16 protein-coding genes, 2 pseudogenes and 1 riboswitch are annotated in these 19478 nt (G+C 44.0%); of the genes and pseudogenes, 5 read left to right on the top strand and 13 right to left on the bottom strand.

The annotated features are described in order from the left end of the window. Positions 1-223 precede the first annotated feature (223 nt). The 11 genes and pseudogenes from AB4Y93_RS01935 to AB4Y93_RS01885 form a co-directional block, all read right to left on the bottom strand. Positions 224-3040 (bottom strand): glycoside hydrolase family 2 TIM barrel-domain containing protein, encoded by a 2817-nt coding sequence (locus tag AB4Y93_RS01935; protein ID WP_441888413.1) that lies wholly within the window; start codon positions 3038-3040, stop codon positions 224-226. A gap of 182 nt (positions 3041-3222) precedes the next feature. Then, positions 3223-3735, bottom strand: a complete 513-nt coding sequence (locus tag AB4Y93_RS01930; RefSeq protein ID WP_441888411.1) for a hypothetical protein — start codon at positions 3733-3735, stop codon at positions 3223-3225. Positions 3736-3779: 44 nt separating this feature from the next. Continuing rightward, positions 3780-4829, bottom strand: a complete 1050-nt coding sequence (locus AB4Y93_RS01925) for a leucine-rich repeat domain-containing protein (RefSeq protein WP_441888409.1) — start codon at positions 4827-4829, stop codon at positions 3780-3782. Positions 4830-4926: 97 nt separating this feature from the next. Further along, entirely contained in the window at positions 4927-5637 is a 711-nt protein-coding gene (locus tag AB4Y93_RS01920; protein WP_441888407.1) for a peptide ABC transporter permease, read from the bottom strand. A gap of 14 nt (positions 5638-5651) precedes the next feature. After that, on the bottom strand, positions 5652-6356 hold the full coding sequence (locus tag AB4Y93_RS01915) for an IMP cyclohydrolase (RefSeq protein ID WP_441888405.1): 705 nt from the start codon (positions 6354-6356) through the stop codon (positions 5652-5654). A gap of 50 nt (positions 6357-6406) precedes the next feature. After that, positions 6407-6483: riboswitch (ZMP/ZTP riboswitch) on the bottom strand. A 42-nt stretch (positions 6484-6525) separates the two neighbouring features. Further along, positions 6526-8016 carry an amidase family protein gene (locus AB4Y93_RS01910; protein WP_441888403.1) on the bottom strand — a complete coding sequence of 497 codons (1491 nt, stop codon included), beginning with the start codon at positions 8014-8016 and terminating at the stop codon, positions 6526-6528. Between the two features lie 610 nt (positions 8017-8626). Beyond that, positions 8627-9214, bottom strand: a pseudogene (locus AB4Y93_RS01905) (fibronectin type III domain-containing protein); the annotation flags it as partial. Between the two features lie 504 nt (positions 9215-9718). Continuing rightward, positions 9719-11881: pseudogene (locus AB4Y93_RS01900) on the bottom strand (fibronectin type III domain-containing protein); the annotation flags it as partial. A gap of 425 nt (positions 11882-12306) precedes the next feature. After that, a complete protein-coding gene (locus tag AB4Y93_RS01895; RefSeq protein ID WP_441888401.1) occupies positions 12307-12888 on the bottom strand; it encodes a hypothetical protein in 582 nt (193 codons plus the stop codon). 1 nt (position 12889) lies between these two features. Then, entirely contained in the window at positions 12890-13378 is a 489-nt protein-coding gene (locus AB4Y93_RS01890) for a hypothetical protein (protein ID WP_441888399.1), read from the bottom strand. 163 nt (positions 13379-13541) lie between these two features. Further along, a complete protein-coding gene (locus AB4Y93_RS01885; RefSeq protein WP_441888397.1) occupies positions 13542-14018 on the bottom strand; it encodes a hypothetical protein in 477 nt (158 codons plus the stop codon). Between the two features lie 216 nt (positions 14019-14234). Between AB4Y93_RS01885 and AB4Y93_RS01880 the strand changes: the two genes are divergently transcribed. The 4 genes from AB4Y93_RS01880 (at position 14235) to AB4Y93_RS01865 (ending at position 16861) form a co-directional block, all read left to right on the top strand. Next, positions 14235-14489, top strand: a complete 255-nt coding sequence (locus AB4Y93_RS01880) for a hypothetical protein (protein ID WP_441888395.1) — start codon at positions 14235-14237, stop codon at positions 14487-14489. A 217-nt stretch (positions 14490-14706) separates the two neighbouring features. Continuing rightward, positions 14707-15438 carry an MBL fold metallo-hydrolase gene (locus AB4Y93_RS01875; RefSeq protein ID WP_441888393.1) on the top strand — a complete coding sequence of 244 codons (732 nt, stop codon included), beginning with the start codon at positions 14707-14709 and terminating at the stop codon, positions 15436-15438. A gap of 30 nt (positions 15439-15468) precedes the next feature. Then, positions 15469-16074, top strand: a complete 606-nt coding sequence (locus AB4Y93_RS01870; RefSeq protein ID WP_441888391.1) for a TetR/AcrR family transcriptional regulator — start codon at positions 15469-15471, stop codon at positions 16072-16074. Positions 16075-16222: 148 nt separating this feature from the next. Beyond that, positions 16223-16861: a cysteine hydrolase family protein gene (locus tag AB4Y93_RS01865; RefSeq protein WP_441888389.1), complete on the top strand. Its 639-nt coding sequence runs from the start codon at positions 16223-16225 to the stop codon at positions 16859-16861. Here AB4Y93_RS01865 and AB4Y93_RS01860 read toward each other — a convergent pair. Next, positions 16858-17775 carry a tyrosine-type recombinase/integrase gene (locus AB4Y93_RS01860; protein ID WP_441888387.1) on the bottom strand — a complete coding sequence of 306 codons (918 nt, stop codon included), beginning with the start codon at positions 17773-17775 and terminating at the stop codon, positions 16858-16860. The genes AB4Y93_RS01865 and AB4Y93_RS01860 overlap by 4 nt on opposite strands. A gap of 167 nt (positions 17776-17942) precedes the next feature. Continuing rightward, positions 17943-18548, bottom strand: coding sequence for a hypothetical protein (locus AB4Y93_RS01855; RefSeq protein WP_441888385.1), 606 nt, complete (start codon positions 18546-18548; stop codon positions 17943-17945). Positions 18549-19035: 487 nt separating this feature from the next. Here AB4Y93_RS01855 and AB4Y93_RS01850 point away from each other — a divergent pair, with 487 nt between their 5' ends. Next, a complete protein-coding gene (locus AB4Y93_RS01850; RefSeq protein ID WP_441888383.1) occupies positions 19036-19476 on the top strand; it encodes a GNAT family N-acetyltransferase in 441 nt (146 codons plus the stop codon). Positions 19477-19478 lie beyond the last annotated feature (2 nt).

Raw genomic sequence — 19478 nt, 5'->3', positions numbered from 1 at the left:
CCATATCGTATCCGTGTCTATCCCTCCTTACCCGCTTCCCATTTGAAAGCCGACAAACCCTCTTTCCAAAGATAATACTCGATAATCCGTGAGTTGAAGCATAAATATGAAAAGATTTCTAAAAACTGGACTTTGTTCCCAATTCGATTGAACTAGAATTGCTACAAAAAGACGCCTGTTCCGGACTTGTCCGATACAGGCGTCTTTCCTATATAATAATCGTTTATGCGAGCAATTCCCGTACTTTGGACAACTCGAGGTTTGCCTGCGGATGGAAATCATCCGATCTTACATAATGGAACATGCTGTGCAGGAATTGTCGTCCTTCTACCGTCTCACCCGCTTGCTCAGCATCGAGAACGCAGACAAGCAAGCTGCCGTTTCCAACGCGACATTCGAACACCATACCAAGTTTATGGTTTCGTTCGAAATTATCGATGGTTTGCACCATTGGCTGAAGCTCTTTATCCGTTCCGTCGAGAATAATCGAGCGCGAGTTCTCCACAATCTGACGCCATGGCTCTGTGGAATGCATTTCGCTTGGGAAGTGCTTAAACAGCGGATGCTCATGATCGATCAGGAGCCCCATCGTACCAACAGGTACTGGCTTATTCATACTTTCCGAGATGGACCGGAACATCGGATAACACCAGAAGTCAACGCAATAAGTACCTTCGATAGTGTTCTGAAGCTGGTTCAGCTTTGGCATGATGACAACACGTTCGCCCTGCTCAAGTAATGCGGCAGCTTCATCTGTCAGTTCCTCGAACAACGATACACCGCTCTTATCAACTTCTATGTGGTTAGGGTAAATCCAAAGATCATACGATTTCCGGATATCTGTCCCAGCGATTCGCAAGTGGAGCGATGTCTTCGTCATCGAGGATACACTCGGCATGGAGAATTCAATTTGGCAGATGTCCAAAAATTCACCCGAGCCAGACACGGAAGCAATTGCTTCACCACTTGCGAGTGGTGAGTCTCCTGCTTTTAATTCCCATTGCAGCTTAAATCCGCTGAGTGACTCCGGTCTCAGGTAGCGGAGCTGGACGGACGCCTCGAATCGCTCTTCTGCCAAGTAATTGTACTTTGGAAATCTTGCGAGCAGCACCGCATCTGAACAGAACGTACGCCATTCCTCTGCCGAGATCAGACCCTTTGAATCCATAAAGGCATCCAGAACGCCTACGAGCGCTGTCCCCTGACCGCTGAAGTCCTGGAGGTCGAGCAGTTGGAAGCCAGCCAAATGCTTCGAGCGGAACGCCGCTTCGAGCTCCTCCTTATAGCTTTCGACTGCCAGATGACCAGAGCTGATATGATATTTTTCCGCCAAATGGTCAAGTCCTTTCTCCTCAAGACGCTGCTTAAACATCTCAAAGTTGCGGGCTTTAAGTGGTCCGGTATACTTCGTAATCTCATTGAAGTCAGGGTAGGTTTGGAACTGCCCGATCTCGTGAGAGACAACAGGAATGTGTGGCACTAACTCTCCTTCTGCTGCATCGGCCTTCACTGTTTTAGCTTCTGTGCCATATTGGATCTGGATGGTGCCGCCGTCTGTTTCTTTATTTACTGAGTCAACACTATTCAAGCTCTGAGGAATGATTGCATCATCGTAATCCTTCATAGTGCCCTGCGGCCCTGTCTGCACATGACCAAGTGGTGCATCACACATCGCATAGGAACCCCGAATCAACCGGTCTCGCGAGAACCGGACGCCGCAATAGAAATCTTCATGCTCCAGAATGACTGGTACAAACTGAAAATTATTTGAGCCTTGCGTATACAATGGACGATTATCGTAAGCTTTGTAGCCTTTTAGAATATCGTCAATCCGTTCCTTGCTTCCCCACAATTCGTTGCCAAGTGATATCATGACAAAGGATGGATGGTTAGCGAACGCCTGCAGCATTCGATAGCCTTCCTGAATCAAATATTGCTGTTCCGTCTCGTTATGATTCTCGTAGGTTTCATCCGTTACCGTTCCCCAAAACGGCAGTTCGGGCTCCATATAAATACCAAGCCGATCTGCGGCTTCAAAGGCGGTCTCAGGCGGGCAGCAGGTATGGAACCGGTAGTGATTAATACCAAAAGACTTCGCAGTACCCAGAACCTCAAGCCATTCTTCTACTGTGGTTGGAGCAAAGCCTGTTAACGGGAAGATTAGTCCATCATGTTTTCCACGCAGGAACGTTTTCGCACCATTTATCGTAAAGTCTCCGCCTTCTGCTTTGAATTGGCGCAGTCCCAATAGGGATTCGTGAACGTCAGTCACTGCATCCGCCTGCTTAAGCTCAAGCTTCAGCTCATACAGATTAGGCGCCCATTCGCTCCAAAGCAGCGCATCTTCTCCAAGTGGATAGATGAATTCGAACTCACCGCCTGAGACCGGATATGTTCTCATTGCCGCCTCATGCTGGCTTGTACTGTTCACACTAGCCGCCGAGACGCTGAGTACACCCTCAGACGCTCCAATAAGCTTTGCTTTAACGGTGACTGACCGGTCTGCGATATTAGGGAATGTCCGTACGTCATCCAAATAGGCAGCTCCATAAAATTGCAGCTCCATGCGGCCTGTAATACCATTCCAATTGGTCTGGGTATCCCGCGATGTCATATGTCCACCTTTTGTCGGGTAATTTGTATTATCGACCCGGATAGTGATCGTATGGACACCTTTCGTCAAATGGCCCGTTACGTTATATAGATGCGGCGCGCATAGGCTATTTTGAGTGCCAAGCTCTACCCCATCGATCCATACCGTTGTGACACGCGTCCGCTCTAGGTACAGCATCACATTTGAGCTTGCGTGCTCTTCAGGAATATCGACAGTACGAGAAAACCAAGCCCAACCTTCAAATTCATACTCATCCGTAAGCGAGCCTTCATGTGCGGCTTGGTTGCGCTTACCTTTCCTTGCATACGAGGTTGTGCCAGGCAATGCGATTGTATCGTTCAACGGCTTTTGGAAGCCCTGTTTCTCTCCATCCAGTTGGAACTCCCAAATGCCCTCTAAATTGATTGTTGCGATCAAAAATATCACGTCCTCTATAGATTTCAGCTTGATTGCGACAACTATAGCATAACCGGGTGGCTCAAAATACCGCAAAAATCAGTCACTTTTTCATGCTAGATTTACATCGCCTGAAGTTAGATGTGGAATTAAAAAAAGACCGCGCAGTAGCGCGATCTTTATGAAACCTCTTTTGAGACATTGTAACTACATTACTTTAAATGATCTTCGTACTCTTCCCCTTGAGTTTGCCATTTAATAATGATCAAGATTCCATTCTTTTTTATGGATGATAATGTTGTATAACCCTTCTCTGCTTCCATCAAACCATACTCTATAATAAAATCTTTCGATTCTCGCTTTTGAATATGATCAATAATAATCCCGTATTGATCTTCGTATTCTTCCTGGTAGTTGCCTACGGCCATTAATTTTTCTTTGTAGGATGGGTCATATACGTTTATGACTTGTGTTCCGAATTCTGTACCTTGTGCAAACGTGATTCTCTGCACTTCATCAAGGTCCTTTAAGTCACCCTTATACTGGTAAATAATATTAAAATATCTCTTCCCATCTCGCATAATTTCATCGTTCTGAATTGTGGCCTTCCATTGACCACTCTCGGAGTTAAAGATGATACTGCTGCTGTTGTTATACTCTTCTTGTGAACAAGCGACTAAGAATAGAAAAGTAACAATAGTATAGACGAATAGTATCTTTTTCAAGAACTCCCCCTCCAGAGTCAAAGAAAATTAGAGTGTAATTACCTTCATTCTGATTCTATCAGTTCTCCAAACAAATCCTGAGACACATTAATGTATTTCAGCTGCTTCATTCCCTTTAGGAAATCCGGCTTCTTCTTGATCAAGCTCATTCCAATGTCCAAGACTTGCAGGCTCTCCAGCTTCGCTAGTTCAAGCGGCAGCTCATGGATCGACGTGTATTGAATCGTAAGCTGTTCCAGTTGTTCCAGCTGACCAATCTCCGGTGGAATGTGGTTTATGCCGATCTCTTCCTTAGGCTTCGCCTGATAGCCGGGAGTCGGCCGATCCGAGCTTGCACATTGGATGGAAAGCTGTCTCAGGTTCTTCAGCTTGGCTATAGAAGCGGGAATACTCTCCAAATCAGCACTCAGAATTCTCAAATGCTCAAGCTTACTTAAGTCGAACAGCCCTTCTGGCAGACGATAAAGATCCTGTTCAAAAATCTCCAGTTCACGCAGCTCTGTAAGCTCCCGAATTCTCTCAGGCAGCTCTGATAGTCTATATCCACAGATATACAGCTTATCAGTCTGATGCTTAATGGCATCATCCAGCAATCGATTCAGATCCTTATGAGCCTCTATTTTCAAAAAGAGTCCTGTCATTCGTTCCATCAATTCGATTGCTTCTTGCTCCGTTACATCCAAACCATACATATCTTCATGCACAACCGAATAGAGGTAATCTCCCCCGCCATCTTTCAAGAAACACAAGTTCTCCGGCAGGTTAGGATAAATCCAATCCGAAAGACGGTTTGCTAATTGCTTGAGCAGGTTCCCGCTTCCTTCACAGCATCTATAGAAATAATAAGTTCCCGCAGAATAAAAGGCATGACTTTTATAACTATTTTTTATTCGTATTACTTCGTCCATATTTCCGTTTTGGATAACGATCGTTTTCATCAGATACGGCTCCAACGCCTCTAATACCTTTATGTACCTACACTCAGCGATATTAGCAGGAATCTTTTCCCCCAGTACAAAACATTCCGAATTACGTATTGCCAAATCAATGAGCTGCTCGTAGGCTTCGCCTCTAGCATCTGTATACATTCTCACCTTACTACTCTCCTTTCCCAATAATCCAATACTTTCCACAAATTCCTTTATAAAAATTAGACGTAATGGATTAAAAAAAGTTCAACTTAATCTTCCTTTATAGCTTCCATAATTTCTGTGAGTAGACTAACCAGAGCTTGTAATTCCTAACCTCTTCCCTAAAATCATAAACCTTATCCATATTTGTGAAATGACCGATCGTCGTTATAGGTATTTTCAACTCAGCCCTGCTCTTTATAGCCCTTGATAAATCAATGAATAACCCCTCATTTGTGATTTCCAACAGCGCCGATGCAACATCCTTAGGGATATCATTTATTTTTCTTCCCGTTATCTTACGAAGTTTCAAAGGAATTACATTGGCTAATAGAATCTCGTAATCTTGTAAGTCGGTCACATAAAGCTTGTTAAACCAGCCATCATCATGTGCATGATAGGCAAATCTAATTTTAGGTATCCGAGTAAGTGGTCTGGCAAGGTGACTGAAAAATAATAACTCCGCAATGTCATTGCTGCTTAATGTATCTAAATCCTCTTCTTTCGAGAAGTCCACCCAAACAAAATCTCCATAGCGATAAACGTCATCTTCAATCAGTTCATTAATTTCTTCCTTCATCACATAATCAAATCTGGAATGCTGATTCCAGTTTTCGTTATGAAAATCATGCTTCAGTAAAATAAGATTCTCCGGTCTATTCGATACCCCATTCATAAATTCATAGAATTCAATCCCAAAAGAATAAAAACAATTCGCCTCACGCTGACTTTTGCTTACATAGATTAAATCTCTAATTTCCTTTTTCTTCATCTGCCATCTCCTACTCATGAAAGCTTATTTCGAAACTGAAATTGAATATCTTGATTGGTAACATCAATAAACTTTACCAATAACGAGATTTTGTTTTCCTTATTAATACGTTCCCAGTAATAGTCTGCTATCTCATTAATAGAATCGAATAATGGCACCTCGAAAGGTTCCCCTTCGAATGGTTTTAGTACACCATCCTGCTCACCGTTGTAGGTGTGAATGCAGTGACCAATGCCTCTTTTGAAATTATTGTATGAATAACTATGTCGTAAGCAAACGGAGGGGTCATTATCATGTGTTTTTAATATCGACAAAGCGTACTGTTTAAGATCTGTGTTTATCACAGCTGAAATTCTTGGGGTAAAATGAGGCGCATCTGGCTCAAACTCTCTGAGCACTAACGATTGTTCGAAGGTCCGATTATGCTGCAGCCCCTCATAGATCGTATCCGTTTGATCACCATTCGAGACAATATGAATGTTCCTCCAATGACGAACAGGGTAATAAATAATGAGTGATGGATCTTCCATTTGTGCGGGATCAAATGCTCGGTTCTTGACGCTGCTTCCCTCTCGTTCAAAAACACGGTTACGACTGTTCGCGCTTCTGCCCATAATCCAATACACCTGTACATAATGTGTTCCAGAAGGAGTCATCCCCGCTATAAGCGTCCTGCCGGGATATGGTTTATCAAATAATTCGGTTTGTGCTGTTTTCACTTCGCTTGCTCCTCTCGGGTAAACATAAAGAGGTAAGGGGATAATCCCCTTACCTCTGCCCAGGCGTACGGCCGTAGCTTATATGCTTCCTCATGGATCTCCATGTTCGCCAGTCACATACAAGTTTTAAATTACTTCACATCATACTAAGTACTTCCAGATAAATCAATCAATTAGTTATCGGATCAGCCGGTGCATAACGGTATTTACTCGCTTGTTCGTAGGCATAGGCTAATCGGAAAAGCACAGGCTCACTATAGGCGGTTCCGACGAATGTGATACCTTGCGGTCCTTTTGTAGTGTAGCCACCTGCGGCTATGATGCCTGTTTCTGCGTACCCGCCCGGCACGGTAATGGCAGGATATCCTGCGCGTGCAGACAAATCGAGCCCTTCCTCATTACCCAGAAAAAGTAGTGCGTCCAGCTGATATTCCCTTATCGCGTGATCAATACCTTGATCCCTTGAGAACTCGTGGTTAAGTCTTAAACTCTCGAAGTACTCCGGTTCTGACAATGTACCACTTGTCCTATTCGAGAAAATCAGTGTGCCTTGACCATATTTCAACGCGATATCGCTATTTGCTTCGTTATAGGCGATAAGTTCATCTAATGTTCGTACAGATGCGCCGGGTCCAGCGTTAGCTAAATAATCATTCAACCCTTTTTTGAACTCGAACTGCATGATATCCCAGTCCCACTTTGCACTTTCGCAAGGTAATGTCACCGGGTCGATCACGATAGCACCACGTTCCTTGAACAAGGCGATCGCTCGCTCAATAATCTCGGCCCTAGCATCGTCCAGTCCTTGATAATAGAAACGCGGAATGCCAATTCTCGCGCCTTCCAAACCTTTTGCATCCAAGAAAGGGGTATAATCCTTATACGCTATTCGCCTGCTATCTTGCATGGCAGCATCTTCTGAATCAACCTCCGTCATGGCTCCGAGTAAGATTGCAGCATCCCTGACCGACCGTGTCATTGGACCAGCTGAATCTTGACTTTGCGTAATCGGGATAATACCTGTTCGACTTACAAGCCCAATTGTCGGCTTTATACCAACAATGTTGTTTTGTGAGGATGGGTTGATAATTGAACCAGAGGTCTCTGTTCCGATAGAAGCGGCGCACAAATTCGCGGCAACTGCTGCACCAGATCCAGAACTTGAGCCACCCACGAACAACTCACCAGGACCATATGGATTCAGCGTCAGGCCTCCCCTAGAGCTATACCCTGCCCACATCATATAGGACATATAATTTGCCCATTCCGTCATGTTTGCCTTCCCAAGGAACACGGCTCCCGCAGCTCTTAGTTGTGCTGCTACACCCGAATCTTTCGGAGCGTAATGTTCCGCAAGAGCGACCGAACCTGCACTGGTATGCATACGGTCACCTGTATCGATATTGTCTTTAAGCAAGATCGGGATGCCGTGTAGTGGTCCACGGGTTCCCTGTTTCTCCCGCTCAACGTCTAGCGCCCTCGCTACCTCTATTGCATCCGGGTTAACTTCTAGAACCGCTTTCAGCATCGGATTTAACTGCTCGATGCGGTCCAAATACCAGCGAACGCAAGATTCCGACGATAACGCACCTGTCTCCATAGCTGCTTGTAAAGAAACGATGTCTACTTCTATTAAATTTAGATCTATTGTATTGTCCATTAGACTTACTCTCCTCTTGTAATAACACTTTATTACCATCTTACCATTTATAGCCAGATCATAGAGAATAAAAAATAATTATAGTTATGCTAATCTGATCGTATATAAAAAAGCAGCCCCACAACGGGACCGCTTCTTCCTTCTAACCACCTATTTAGTTGCTCGTCAACGAATAATCGTCGAAGAAGAACGTGCCGCGCATGTCTTTGAAATACGTATAGACGCGAACCTTAGCCGTATTGGCCGGTGCTGTATACGTACCATGCACATTCTCGAAGCCGGAAGTTGTTGTTCCGCTGTAAGTTGAAACTGTATTGTCCGCTAATACATTGCCCGATGCATCAAGGAATTGCACTTTGAACTGCAGTGTGCTGCCCGTGTTGGACGTGATATTCACATACCCGTCAAAGGTATAGGATGTGCCTGCCGTTGCATTCACATCCTGATACCAGCCGAACCAAGGACCCGTATCGCCGTTGATCCGAATAGACGCGTAGCCCGAACGATAAGTTGATGTATTACGGGATACGTAATAATCCTGCTCGTATGTCCATGAGGCTGGACGATTGCTGCCATTGTCCGTCTCGAAGCCGGCGTTTGTCAGCAGGTTGCTGCCTCCCGAAGCAGCATCAGTAGTGACGTTCAGTGCAGTGCTTGCTGCTGAGACGTTTCCTGCCGCGTCCTTCGCTTTAACAGTGAAGCTGTACGCTGTATTTGCCGTAAGGCCTGTTACTTGGTAGGATGTTGCACCTGTTGTGGACCCAGCCAGTGTCGTACCTCTGTAGATATCATAGCCGGTTACCCCTACATTGTCTGTCGATGCTGTCCAAGACAAGTTAACGGTTGTTGATGTTTTCGATGGCGATGTTAATCCCATTGGCGTTATTGGTGCTGTAGTGTCTGCCATCGCATTCGTTGTTACGTTCAGCGCACTGCTAGCTGCAGAGGTATTGCCTGCAGCATCCTTCGCTTTAACCGTAAAGCTATAAGCTGTTGAAGCTGTCAGAGCTGTTGCTTGGTAAGTTGTTGCTCCTGTCGTGGAACCAATAAGCGTCGTACCTTGATAGATATCATAGCCAGTTACACCTACATTGTCTGTCGATGCTGTCCATGACAAGTTAACGGTTGTTGATGTTTTCGATGGCGATGTTAATCCAGTAGGCGCTGTAGGTGCTGTTGTATCGGCTGTGCCACCGCTTCCATCCGTCAGCGAGAAGTCATCGAAGTATAATGAGCCTTTGAGATCCTTCATGTAAATATATACACGAGCTTTTACCGTGTTTGCTGGCGCTGTACGCGATCCATTTACATTGGCAAAGCCCGTATTTGTACCCGTATGCGTATACAGCAGGTTATCCTGCAGGATGTTGTTCGAAGCATCCAGGAATCGAAGTCTGAACTCGATAGTTGTACCGTTATTGGCTGCTGCATTATAGTAGCCATCGAAGGTATAAGCCGTACCTGTTGTTGCTGCAGCATCCTGATAGAAGCCAAGCCATGGTCCTGTATCACCCGACATCTTCATCGAAGCCGTGCCGCTGCGCTTGACTGAAGTGTCACGTGAGCAGAAATAATCATTTTCGCAAGTCCATTGATCCGGCTTGTTGTTGCTGTTACTTGTATCAAAGCTTGGATTCTGCAGCTTGTTGACTGGAATCGGTGCTAAAGTCGTTACACTAATCGTGCTGCTTGCCGAGGAGGTGTTATTGCGCGCATCCCTTGCTTTCACAGAATAAGAATAAGTTGTGAGCGGTGTCAGGCCTATATCGGTATACGTTGTTGATGTACCGCTTACCGTACCCGCTATATTGCCATTCCGGTAAATATCATAGGCAGTTACACCCACATTGTCAGTCGATGCTGTCCAGGAGAGATTCACTGAGATGTCCAGTTTGGACGGTGAAGTCAATCCTGAAGGTGCCGATGGAGCGGTCGTATCTGGCGGATTGGTTGTCACGTTAAGTGTGCTGCTTGCCGAGGATTCGTTCCCAGCATTGTCCTTGGCTTTTACAGTGAAGCTGTATGCCGTGTTAGCTGTTAGGCCAGTCGCTGTGTACGTTGTCGCGCCTCCAGTTGAGCCGATCTTCGTCGAACCGCGATAAACATCATAATCCGTTACACGAACATTGTCTGTAGAAGGCGACCAGGACAGATTCACTGTCGTATCAGTCTTAGAAGGTGAAGTCAGGTTCGTTGGTGCCGACGGTACTGTCGTATCTGGTGCGTTGCACCCTTCACATTCGATCTTCACCGCAATATCACGGCTGAAGGATGGTACATTGTTCAATACGAGATTGCCGCCAGTCGCTTGAACGCTGCTTGTTGTACCATATGTGCCCGTATACGTATTGTAGTAAGAGACATTGTAGTAATTGTTAGGCATAGGAATGGTAAAGCTCATACCGCTTACTGTTCTTGGATTCGTTACGGTGTGATTAGCTTGTGTATCATTAATCCAAAGGTATGCGCGGGAATTGTCCTTAAATCCTCCAATCTTCGTGTTGTTCGACTGCAGACCGTAGTCCACGAACGGCATGTTGATCAAATGATCTTCCTCTGGTTGTATGAAGTTCGCGAGCTGCGTATAGATGGCTTTAAAATTCGACGGAAGTGCGAAACCGCTTTCAAATGTCCACCACAAACTGCCGCCTGCTGCTCCTGCGCGGAATATTGGACCCCAAAGCGAGTTATGCATGTATTCGTCTATGGTTGGATCCGTCGTTTGATCGGTATCTGCTTTGCCGACTTCCCCGATGAAAGCTGGTTTGCCAGGTGCTAGAGTATGCAGATTATCAATCTGTTCTTCCCAAGCATCCACTACACCTGCGCTGGAATCGTAACGATGGACGTTCGTAGCGCTTAGTGTTGTGAGTGTCTCCCACGATTGCTGCCCCGAACCGGCATGGTCCTTCCAGGCGAAGCTTGTCGTTGTCGGGTGATGGTAGAAGTCTAAGCTCTTCCAGTAGTTATCCATAGTCGCATGCCAGCTGGCACGGATTGCAGGCGTTGTATCGACGCGGTTGTCGGACTCATTCCAGTACTCCAGCATGCCAAGTGCTCGGCTGTAGCCGAAGCGGGCGAACATATACCGGAGAAGCTTTTTCTGATAGGAGATCGCTGTTGGATTGGTCCAGAAGTCGGCGTTGTTCTCCGAGTAGGTGGACGGTCCACCATTCACTTGGTTATAAGCATTAACGTTCCATTGGTAATACATATCGCCAAAGCTGTTCATCGTCAGCATGATATACACGTTATTAGCTGCTGCAGTGTCGAGCATCTGATCCATACGAGCCTGATTATCCAGCTGATACTTACCAATACCGGCATAGTTGATTGACAGACCAGCTTCATTAGCCGTGATGGGTCCCCACTCTGCCGCAAAGCTGCTCCACCAGCATGAATACCAGACACGGAGGAAATTCATTTTAGCTGGCAGCAAATTTGGAATCTCAGTCGTGACTGCTGTCGAGTCCGATGTATTATTCCAGGCGAAGTTTGTTCCGAGAAGTGTAAGCTGGGAGCCGTAGCTGTCCATAAATCGATCACCTTGTGCTGTCATGAAGCCGCGATTGTTGCCTGCCCCACCTGCTGTAAAGGTGTACGTCGAGGATGTCCCCGTCCCGCTTGCGTCAGTGACGCTCAGCACAACACTATGTAAGCCTGCCTGGCGCGGGGAATAACGGACAGCCCATTTGGGCGATGAGTCCGACTTATAGAAGCCTGGTACAGACTCCACTGCTCCCGAAGGCGTCGTGAACGTCGCGGTTACATTGACCTCATCCGGATTGAAGGGGTTTGTATAAGTGGTGCTTAAGTTAAAGGATATTTCCAATTTGTCGTACAAAGCTGGTGTCGAGGTGTTCATAGAGACATTGCTGAATGCCGTTGCAGCCGCAACCGAATGGTTTGCAAGCGGCATACTACCAAGAGCCAGTATAAAGCTCATGAAGAGGATAAATAGCGGTTTGTTTATTATTCCCGTACTGCGCATGAATGTTCACTTCTCCTTCTCGATTGGGTAGCGTGAATGCATGGGTGGCTGGATTCTGGGATGCCTGTCAAAGTTACTTCGCTATTGATTGAACGATTAACCTCCCTTCAACGGTTGATGGTTCCCATTCTCTTCGATCAGGGCGGTTATCACAACCTAATAAAGCAAAGATTATCACCCCATAAACAAGTGATACCATACTTTTTGACTCTTTTTGCACCCTAAAAACAACAAAAAGCGCATTCGAACGCCTATGGCGAACAAACACGCTCTGATAAAAACGAAGTTATCTGATTCTATTAATAGAGCTGTTCCTCATAACGAACCTTGCCTGCTTGATCCATACCTCTAAGTGATTTCATTGGATTGCCTGTGTAATCCCCTTTGAAAATAAATAAAAACATTCTATCACTCTTTATATCTTGAGCAATTGTCGTCAGATTGTCCATATCTTTTTCCTTCATTGTTAGTTCAATTCGAGTAATTTTGTCATCGATCACATACCCAAAAATTTTATAGGTCATAAAAGAACCGCTCCTAGAATTGACGCCTTCCCAGCTATAGGAGAACGCTTTGCTGCGATCAATTTTAATACCAGCAACACCTCCACCAGGGAACCATCCTCCCCTTTTCTTTTGGACCGTGTCCGCTGAGAACCAATCTTTGTATATTCCAAGGAAGATGACTTGATCCTTATCGAAAGGAACCGTTACCTTTCGTACAACAATCGAGGGGCCATAATGAAAGCCTTGTTCCGAGAGTTGATGTGCTTTTTCAGGGGTACGGCTGCCAGTCGGTAAGATGTCAGCATGGATAAACAACCATAGTAAGAAAACAACCAATATCCATTCTATCATTGCAATGATCGTTTGCTTCTTCATCTTACTCCACCCCCTTCACAAGAGGGATCTCTAAGGTGAAATGCCGATCATAATGATCGTATATTATCGTTGCTGACTCAACTGTGTGCTCCGGTACGTCGAACCAGATATATCCTCGTCCCCCCCAACTGGTACCGTGGGAGCCAGCGCTATGACTTTCTAAATCTTGACCATCAGGAGTCTCAAGCTTAAGGGTCATCGATGGAAAGGACCATGAATTCCTTGGATTAGAACGATACGTATAAGTCAGTAGGATGTGCTCCGTTGTAACGTAAACCTCATCAACAGTGAATTTACTATTATCGATTTTCATCGTCTTGCCAATCTCCAATTTCGTAAACTCACCATCTGCACTAACTGCTTTTATCGGATCATTAATTTCCCGACTACTCGACAGCCAATCCTGGATATAATACAGCAGCAGAATGAGGAGTAGGATAACGAGAAGTGTTCTTCTTACTATCATGAACAAACGATTAATTCGAATCATATTTATATTTAACCCTCACTTTTGTTTTCCTTTTTTTCCCTTACACACAATAATAAGACGTTGTTTATAAGAAAGGTTGCGGGATAGGTTAACTCTGGCTACGAACAGAAAAAAGAGCCGCTTATGGCGAGCTCCTCCTGTCTTCTATTCGTCGAGGTTGACTTTATCCCGTAATATTGCTATAAATAAGGGTCGCAATCCATAAGGCAAGAGGTAGAATTAAACTTGTAAGAGTAATTTCTTTGGTGAGTGGTTTTTTTCGAATTAATGCAATGAGAGTATCGGAGATTAAGAAAATGACGGCTGCTAAGAGGCTGATATACATTACTATTAACCCGAATATACCATGCAATAAGGTCGTGATAATCAGTCGTAGCCATTGGCGGTGAGTAACTGCACATGCAATCCATTCACTAAGTAGAGAGGTCGCTGTTCCGTAGGTGTAAATAGCTGGTGCGGCATACATCAAGTATACACAAGTTACGCTTAATGCTTCGTGAATATGGACACCGATAGATTGAATATTCTTAATATCGAATAGATCGGGTTCCAGCCATGCATAGATGATGGAGAATAAGAAGCTTGCTATTGACGCGCTGATGATTTTTCTCATAAACAGCTGACTGAATGGGATTTGCATAGAAAGTTCCTCCCTACCACAGTATTGAATTACTTGCATCATACTGCGCGGAGGAACGGTCTGTAAGTTCTAACTTATGTAGTACCCTATTTCCTTTTATTGAATGATCTCTACATAGTTGGGGCATCCTAGTAACTCTAATGCTGGCTTTCTCAAGTTGCTGCACGATTCACCTGTTGCTACCGTTTGCCTTAAAAAATTGATGGAGGTTTGTATATGATTGAAACACCTCAGTCCTCAACTGTAAGAGAGTTGAAAACGGACGCCGAAATTCGTAGTGCAATGTCTGCAAAAGAACCTATTATGGTTTATCAGGATCGAATGAGATTGAGACCACCATTGCCTATCATTGCATACAACGATGATATCGTCCGTATTGCTGATGGTACAACCTTCCTTCGCAGTGCAACAACTTTTGTCACTCTAAGCGACGAAGAAAAAGTTGCTTACAAGTTGACACCACAAAAGTAGAATGAGACACCAAATAAAAAGCAGCAGTCCAGGGTTTATTTCCTCTCCCTATGGCTGTTGCCTTTTTATGCTATACATCGATATCATTTAATTTAGTTTACATAACATTAATTATGTTACTTAAATATTGAAATTGATCTATTGACATAAATAACCATTTCCTCATATTATATTTACGAAACGGTGTAGTAACATAATTGGAGAGGGTTGATTAGAAATGATCATTCAAAAGCTTCCATGGGCTGGCATACGCGTGCAAGTTGGAGACACAAGCGTTGTTATTGATCCGTTATTCCATTTTCCCGCCAAATTTGGTCAATCACATGAACCCCTTATTCCTTTGAACGAGTTTGGCCCAGTTGATGCCGTACTCATTACCCATCATCATGGCGATCACTATGATCCTGAAGCCATTGCTCTATTCTACGGCACAGATATTCCTGTCTACATGTTCAACGAATCCTTAAAATTTGCAGGAGATTCGACGAATCTTGAGGGTGTATCACTAGGACAAAAGCTGCAGATCGGTGCCCTTACAGCAACCGCCTCCTACTCTGTGGATGGCGTTGGTGATCCGCAAATATCATGGATTGTACAAAGCGAGGATAAAACAATTATTCACTGCGGCGATACGTTGTGGCACGGATACTGGTGGAAAATGGTACGGGAATATGGCCCCTTCGATGCGGTTTGCCTGCCTGTTAATGCTGCCGTCGTAGAGTTTCCTGGACTCACCCCAAGTGGTCAACCGATTACATTATCTCCCGAACAAGCGATTGCGGCTGCAACCCTCTTGGAAGCCAAAGTGCTGGTCCCTATCCATCATCGTGCCATTCATTCTCCCCCACTTTATCGAGAAACTCCTAATATTCAACAACGTTTGCTGACAGCAGCACCAGAGCAATTATCAATTGTACTATTGAAAACTCATGATACGATTTCAATCTAATTAGGTATTATCTCATAAGGAGAATAAAAGGTGAGCGCAGATCTGCCAAAGCGAAAACCGGGAAGGCCTCGTAACAAACAAACAGATAACAATATTCTAGAATCAGCCCGCATGCTAATGATGGAGTTCGGCTTACAAAACTTCAGCATGGATGCCCTCGCTGTCCGGGCAGGTGTTAGTAAACCAACCATTTACCGCAGATGGCCTACCAAGGAAGATCTCATCTCCGATGCTTTTGGTTTCACGGCGGAGCAAACGGATATCCCTGATACAGGCGATGCATGGACTGACTTGCATGTCTTGTTAACGAATATGCTTAGTGCAATCAGCAACAGATTTGGCAATCTTTCCTCGGGAGCCAATAAAATGATGGCGGGTATGATCGATTCGCAGCAGTTAATAGCTGAGTATACAGAGAACTTTATTACACCACGACGACAGGCGTATATGAAGATTATTCAGCGAGGTAAACTGCGAGGCGATATTCGTGAAGCTACAGATGAGGAACACCTCATTGACTTAATTAGCGGTGCTTATTTTTATTGTTTACTGTTTCGACCTGAAGCCGTTGCATCGGAACAATGGCTTCATAACGTCTTGTCTATATTGAAAAATGGTGCCGTCAAGTCACCGTGATCAATGTGAAAGCTGGTGCTCCCTTCTAAAGGCTCACCAGCTTTTTATATTATAAAACTATTAAAATCCCATTATTTATTCTGAATTCTTGTAATAATTATTTCTCAATATGGAAAAATAAGTGTCAAAAACATGAGGGTGAAAAACCATGGAAAAGTTGAAACAGAATTTGGACCAGAAGAACACAGCTGTCATTGTTGTAGACGTTCAAAATGATTACTGCCATCCGGAAGGTGCAATCGCCAAAACCGGCATTGATGTTAGTGCTGTCAATAAAATGATGCCGAATTTGCAGGCCTTGTTAGAGTCAGCTCGGGAGCATGAGATTCCTGTTATTTTCCTGCAGACCAATCATGAGAAGGCTACCGATTCTGAAGTTTGGCTATCTCGCTTCAAGGATGGGGTCAACCCGATTTGTCATACCGGAAGCTGGGGAGCTGAATTTTTCGTGGTGGCCCCACTCTCTACCGATATAGTTGTTAAGAAACATAGATATAGTGGTTTTATTCATACAAGACTGGAGTCTGTTCTTCAGACCTTAAAGATTGAAACCCTAGTCATGACTGGTGTGAGCACCAATCTATGTGTAGAATCAACGGCTAGAGACGGTTTTATGATGGATTATCGTATTGTTTTCTTGAAAGATTCCTGTGCTGCATTTTCGCAGGAAGAACATGATATGACGATTAAGACCATTGATACTTATTTTGGGATGGCCACTGATACAAAAGATGTGATTTCCTTCTGGCAGCACCAGGCGAAGCGTTCACCACAACTCCAAGACTAGATGTTTATAGGAAGTCGGATGGTTGCCATCGCTTCCTTCTTCTGCTCGTTATTAACGTGGGTATAGATCATTGTTGTCTCGATAGAAGCATGACCAAGCAGTTCCTTGACCACACGGATATCTACCCCGTTTTTGAGCAAAATCGTAGCAAACGTATGACGCAGCTTATGGCAGGAAAGCTTCTTGTTCGCGGCATTCGGATATTCACTCTTGAATGCTTCAAAGGTTTGGCTGGCGATTTTCTGAATTTGCCGGATGGATAGCCTCCTGCCTTTCTGCGACACGAATAAAGCATCTTCTTGTTCCTTGTAAGGGGTAATACGATCTTGAGCTACTTCGGTTAGCACCGACGCCAGCTCTTCCGGCACAGGGATTTCATTCCATTTGCGCCCTTTACCAAACACCTCGATTGTCCCTCTTACCGAATTGAAATCGCTCCGGTTCAACCGATGCACCTCGCCGACCCGCAGACCGCAATAACTCATCAGTAGGAAAATAGCGATATTGCGGGCTCGGTAACGCCCATCTATGAAAGCGAGACTTGCCGCCAGCTCATCCTCTTCCAGATATACCGGCTTCTTATTTTTCTCGGTCTTTGACTTCTTCACTTCCATAGCTGGATTACGTGCGGCGAGCTCGAAATCAATCAGCGCTGTATAGAAAGATCGAATCGCCGATAATGTCCGATTCCTTGCCCGATCTCCTGCTCCGCGCTGTTTGGATACAAGAAACGAAATAACATGCATTTTTGCGGCTTGCTCTACCTCCGCCCCTTCCAGCGATTCTAAGTAGCCATATGCTTCTCTCATATATTCCTTCTGAGTTGTTTCTGTATAGCCGGCTTGCTTCATCCAAATGCGAAAGGCCTGAGTCATTTTTCCATAATGTTCCTCTAATTCTTGCTGCCGCTTCAACTCAATCCCCACCTTATGTATAAAAAAATCGATCTCATATGAAAGTGCGCAAAACTCTGATTTTGCGCACTTTATTATAGCATAAAAACAGATCCAACTCCTATTGGTGCTGGATCTGTTTAATAGTTAACATAATATATATTTTGTAACCTTTCATGGCATTCAGACTACCTAAGTATTAGATTCAGTAATTTAATGGTTTCTGAAATCGATAATCGTAGGTAGGATAGCATATTTTCCAAGTTATATATCTCTAACGGTTCCGTTGGCTGCTCAACCTGAAAATCATCATTTAACTGCTTCACAATAACTGGAAGATATTCTGTATACAGTCCTTCAATATTACTGTTCTCTACTAGAGGTATGTCCCCTATTGGGATTAATGGATAATAGTCTAACAGCATTTTGTTCAATCGTCTAAAATCACGATAGCCTTTTTCGATCGCACTTTGTTTTTCGCTTTCTGGAAGACATTTTATTTGTTTCAAATAAATCATGTCATACCACAGGGAATCTGCAACAAGATGGCTTAAATAACCAACGTAAAAGGAATCATCAAAATACTCCTTGTGCTTTTGGATAAATAGATTGTAATCGGTTCGCTTCCTGCCATCCTCGCTGACTTGTACAAAGTGAGTAAGTGCTTTCGGCGCATAAATGGGATGTGTTAAGTCAGGAGCAAGTCCCCCTAAATGAATTTTGATTTCTTTCGATTGATAGAAATGTTTGTTTATCTCGGTTGTGATACAGTAATGCATCATCCGTGAGCCCATCTATCTCTTCTCCTTTCGAAAAAAAGCCCCTGACATTTGATTTGTCAGAGGCTTCTTGGGTGCATTGCATTTCATTTGTGATTTCCTTATTTATCGTAACTGAAACAAAGGTTATTTAACATCCTTTTTCCACTGATCGTGCACTCACATTTTAATGACTGTTAACTATAGTTGCGTTGGTAATCCATCATAGTTAACATAACAATTATTATGTATCCGATTTATATCCACCTCATAAAATCTTTATTGACAATCTTCACATTGTTCGTTTCTGCCCAATTTGCGATATCCATATAGCCCTTAAACCTGAAACAAAAACTTAACGGGACAACTTTCTTTCCATAAGGCTTTATCCCAATAGTTTGATTGAAATATCCCATAATACTGTCTTTTGTTGCATTTACAACAATTAGAGTTTGCTATATACTCAAATAGTTCCTGATTTCATTATATATTCCTACACTAACTCCAGAAAGGCTGAGAATAAATGAACACAACTAGAATCACAAAGACTGAGGATTTAAAGGCAGCCTTTGATATTAGGATAAAAGTTTTTGTAGAAGAACAAGGCGTACCGCTTGAGGATGAACTAGATGAGTTTGATACACTAGATGGACGTTGTGAACATGTACTCGTACATTATAATGAGCAGCCAGTAGGAACTGGAAGACTTCGAATTCATGATGGTTTAGGCAAGTTGGAGCGCATTTGCATTTTAGAGCCTTACAGGAAATTTGGCCTAGGTAAAACCATCATTAAAGCGTTGGAAGATATCGCTTTAGAAACGGGAGTGTCCAAGGTTAAATTACACGGGCAAACACAAGCTGAGGGTTTTTATTTAAAACTTGGCTATCAAACTTCATCGGATGTTTTTATGGAGGACGGTATCCCACATATTCTAATGACGAAATCTATTGAGAGTATCTAAAT

The organism is Paenibacillus sp. YAF4_2 (genome assembly GCF_052113225.1).
Lineage (GTDB): Bacteria > Bacillota > Bacilli > Paenibacillales > Paenibacillaceae > Pristimantibacillus.
The sequence above is the reverse complement of the archived record's forward strand: the minus strand, read 5'-3'. Positions and strand labels throughout refer to the sequence as shown.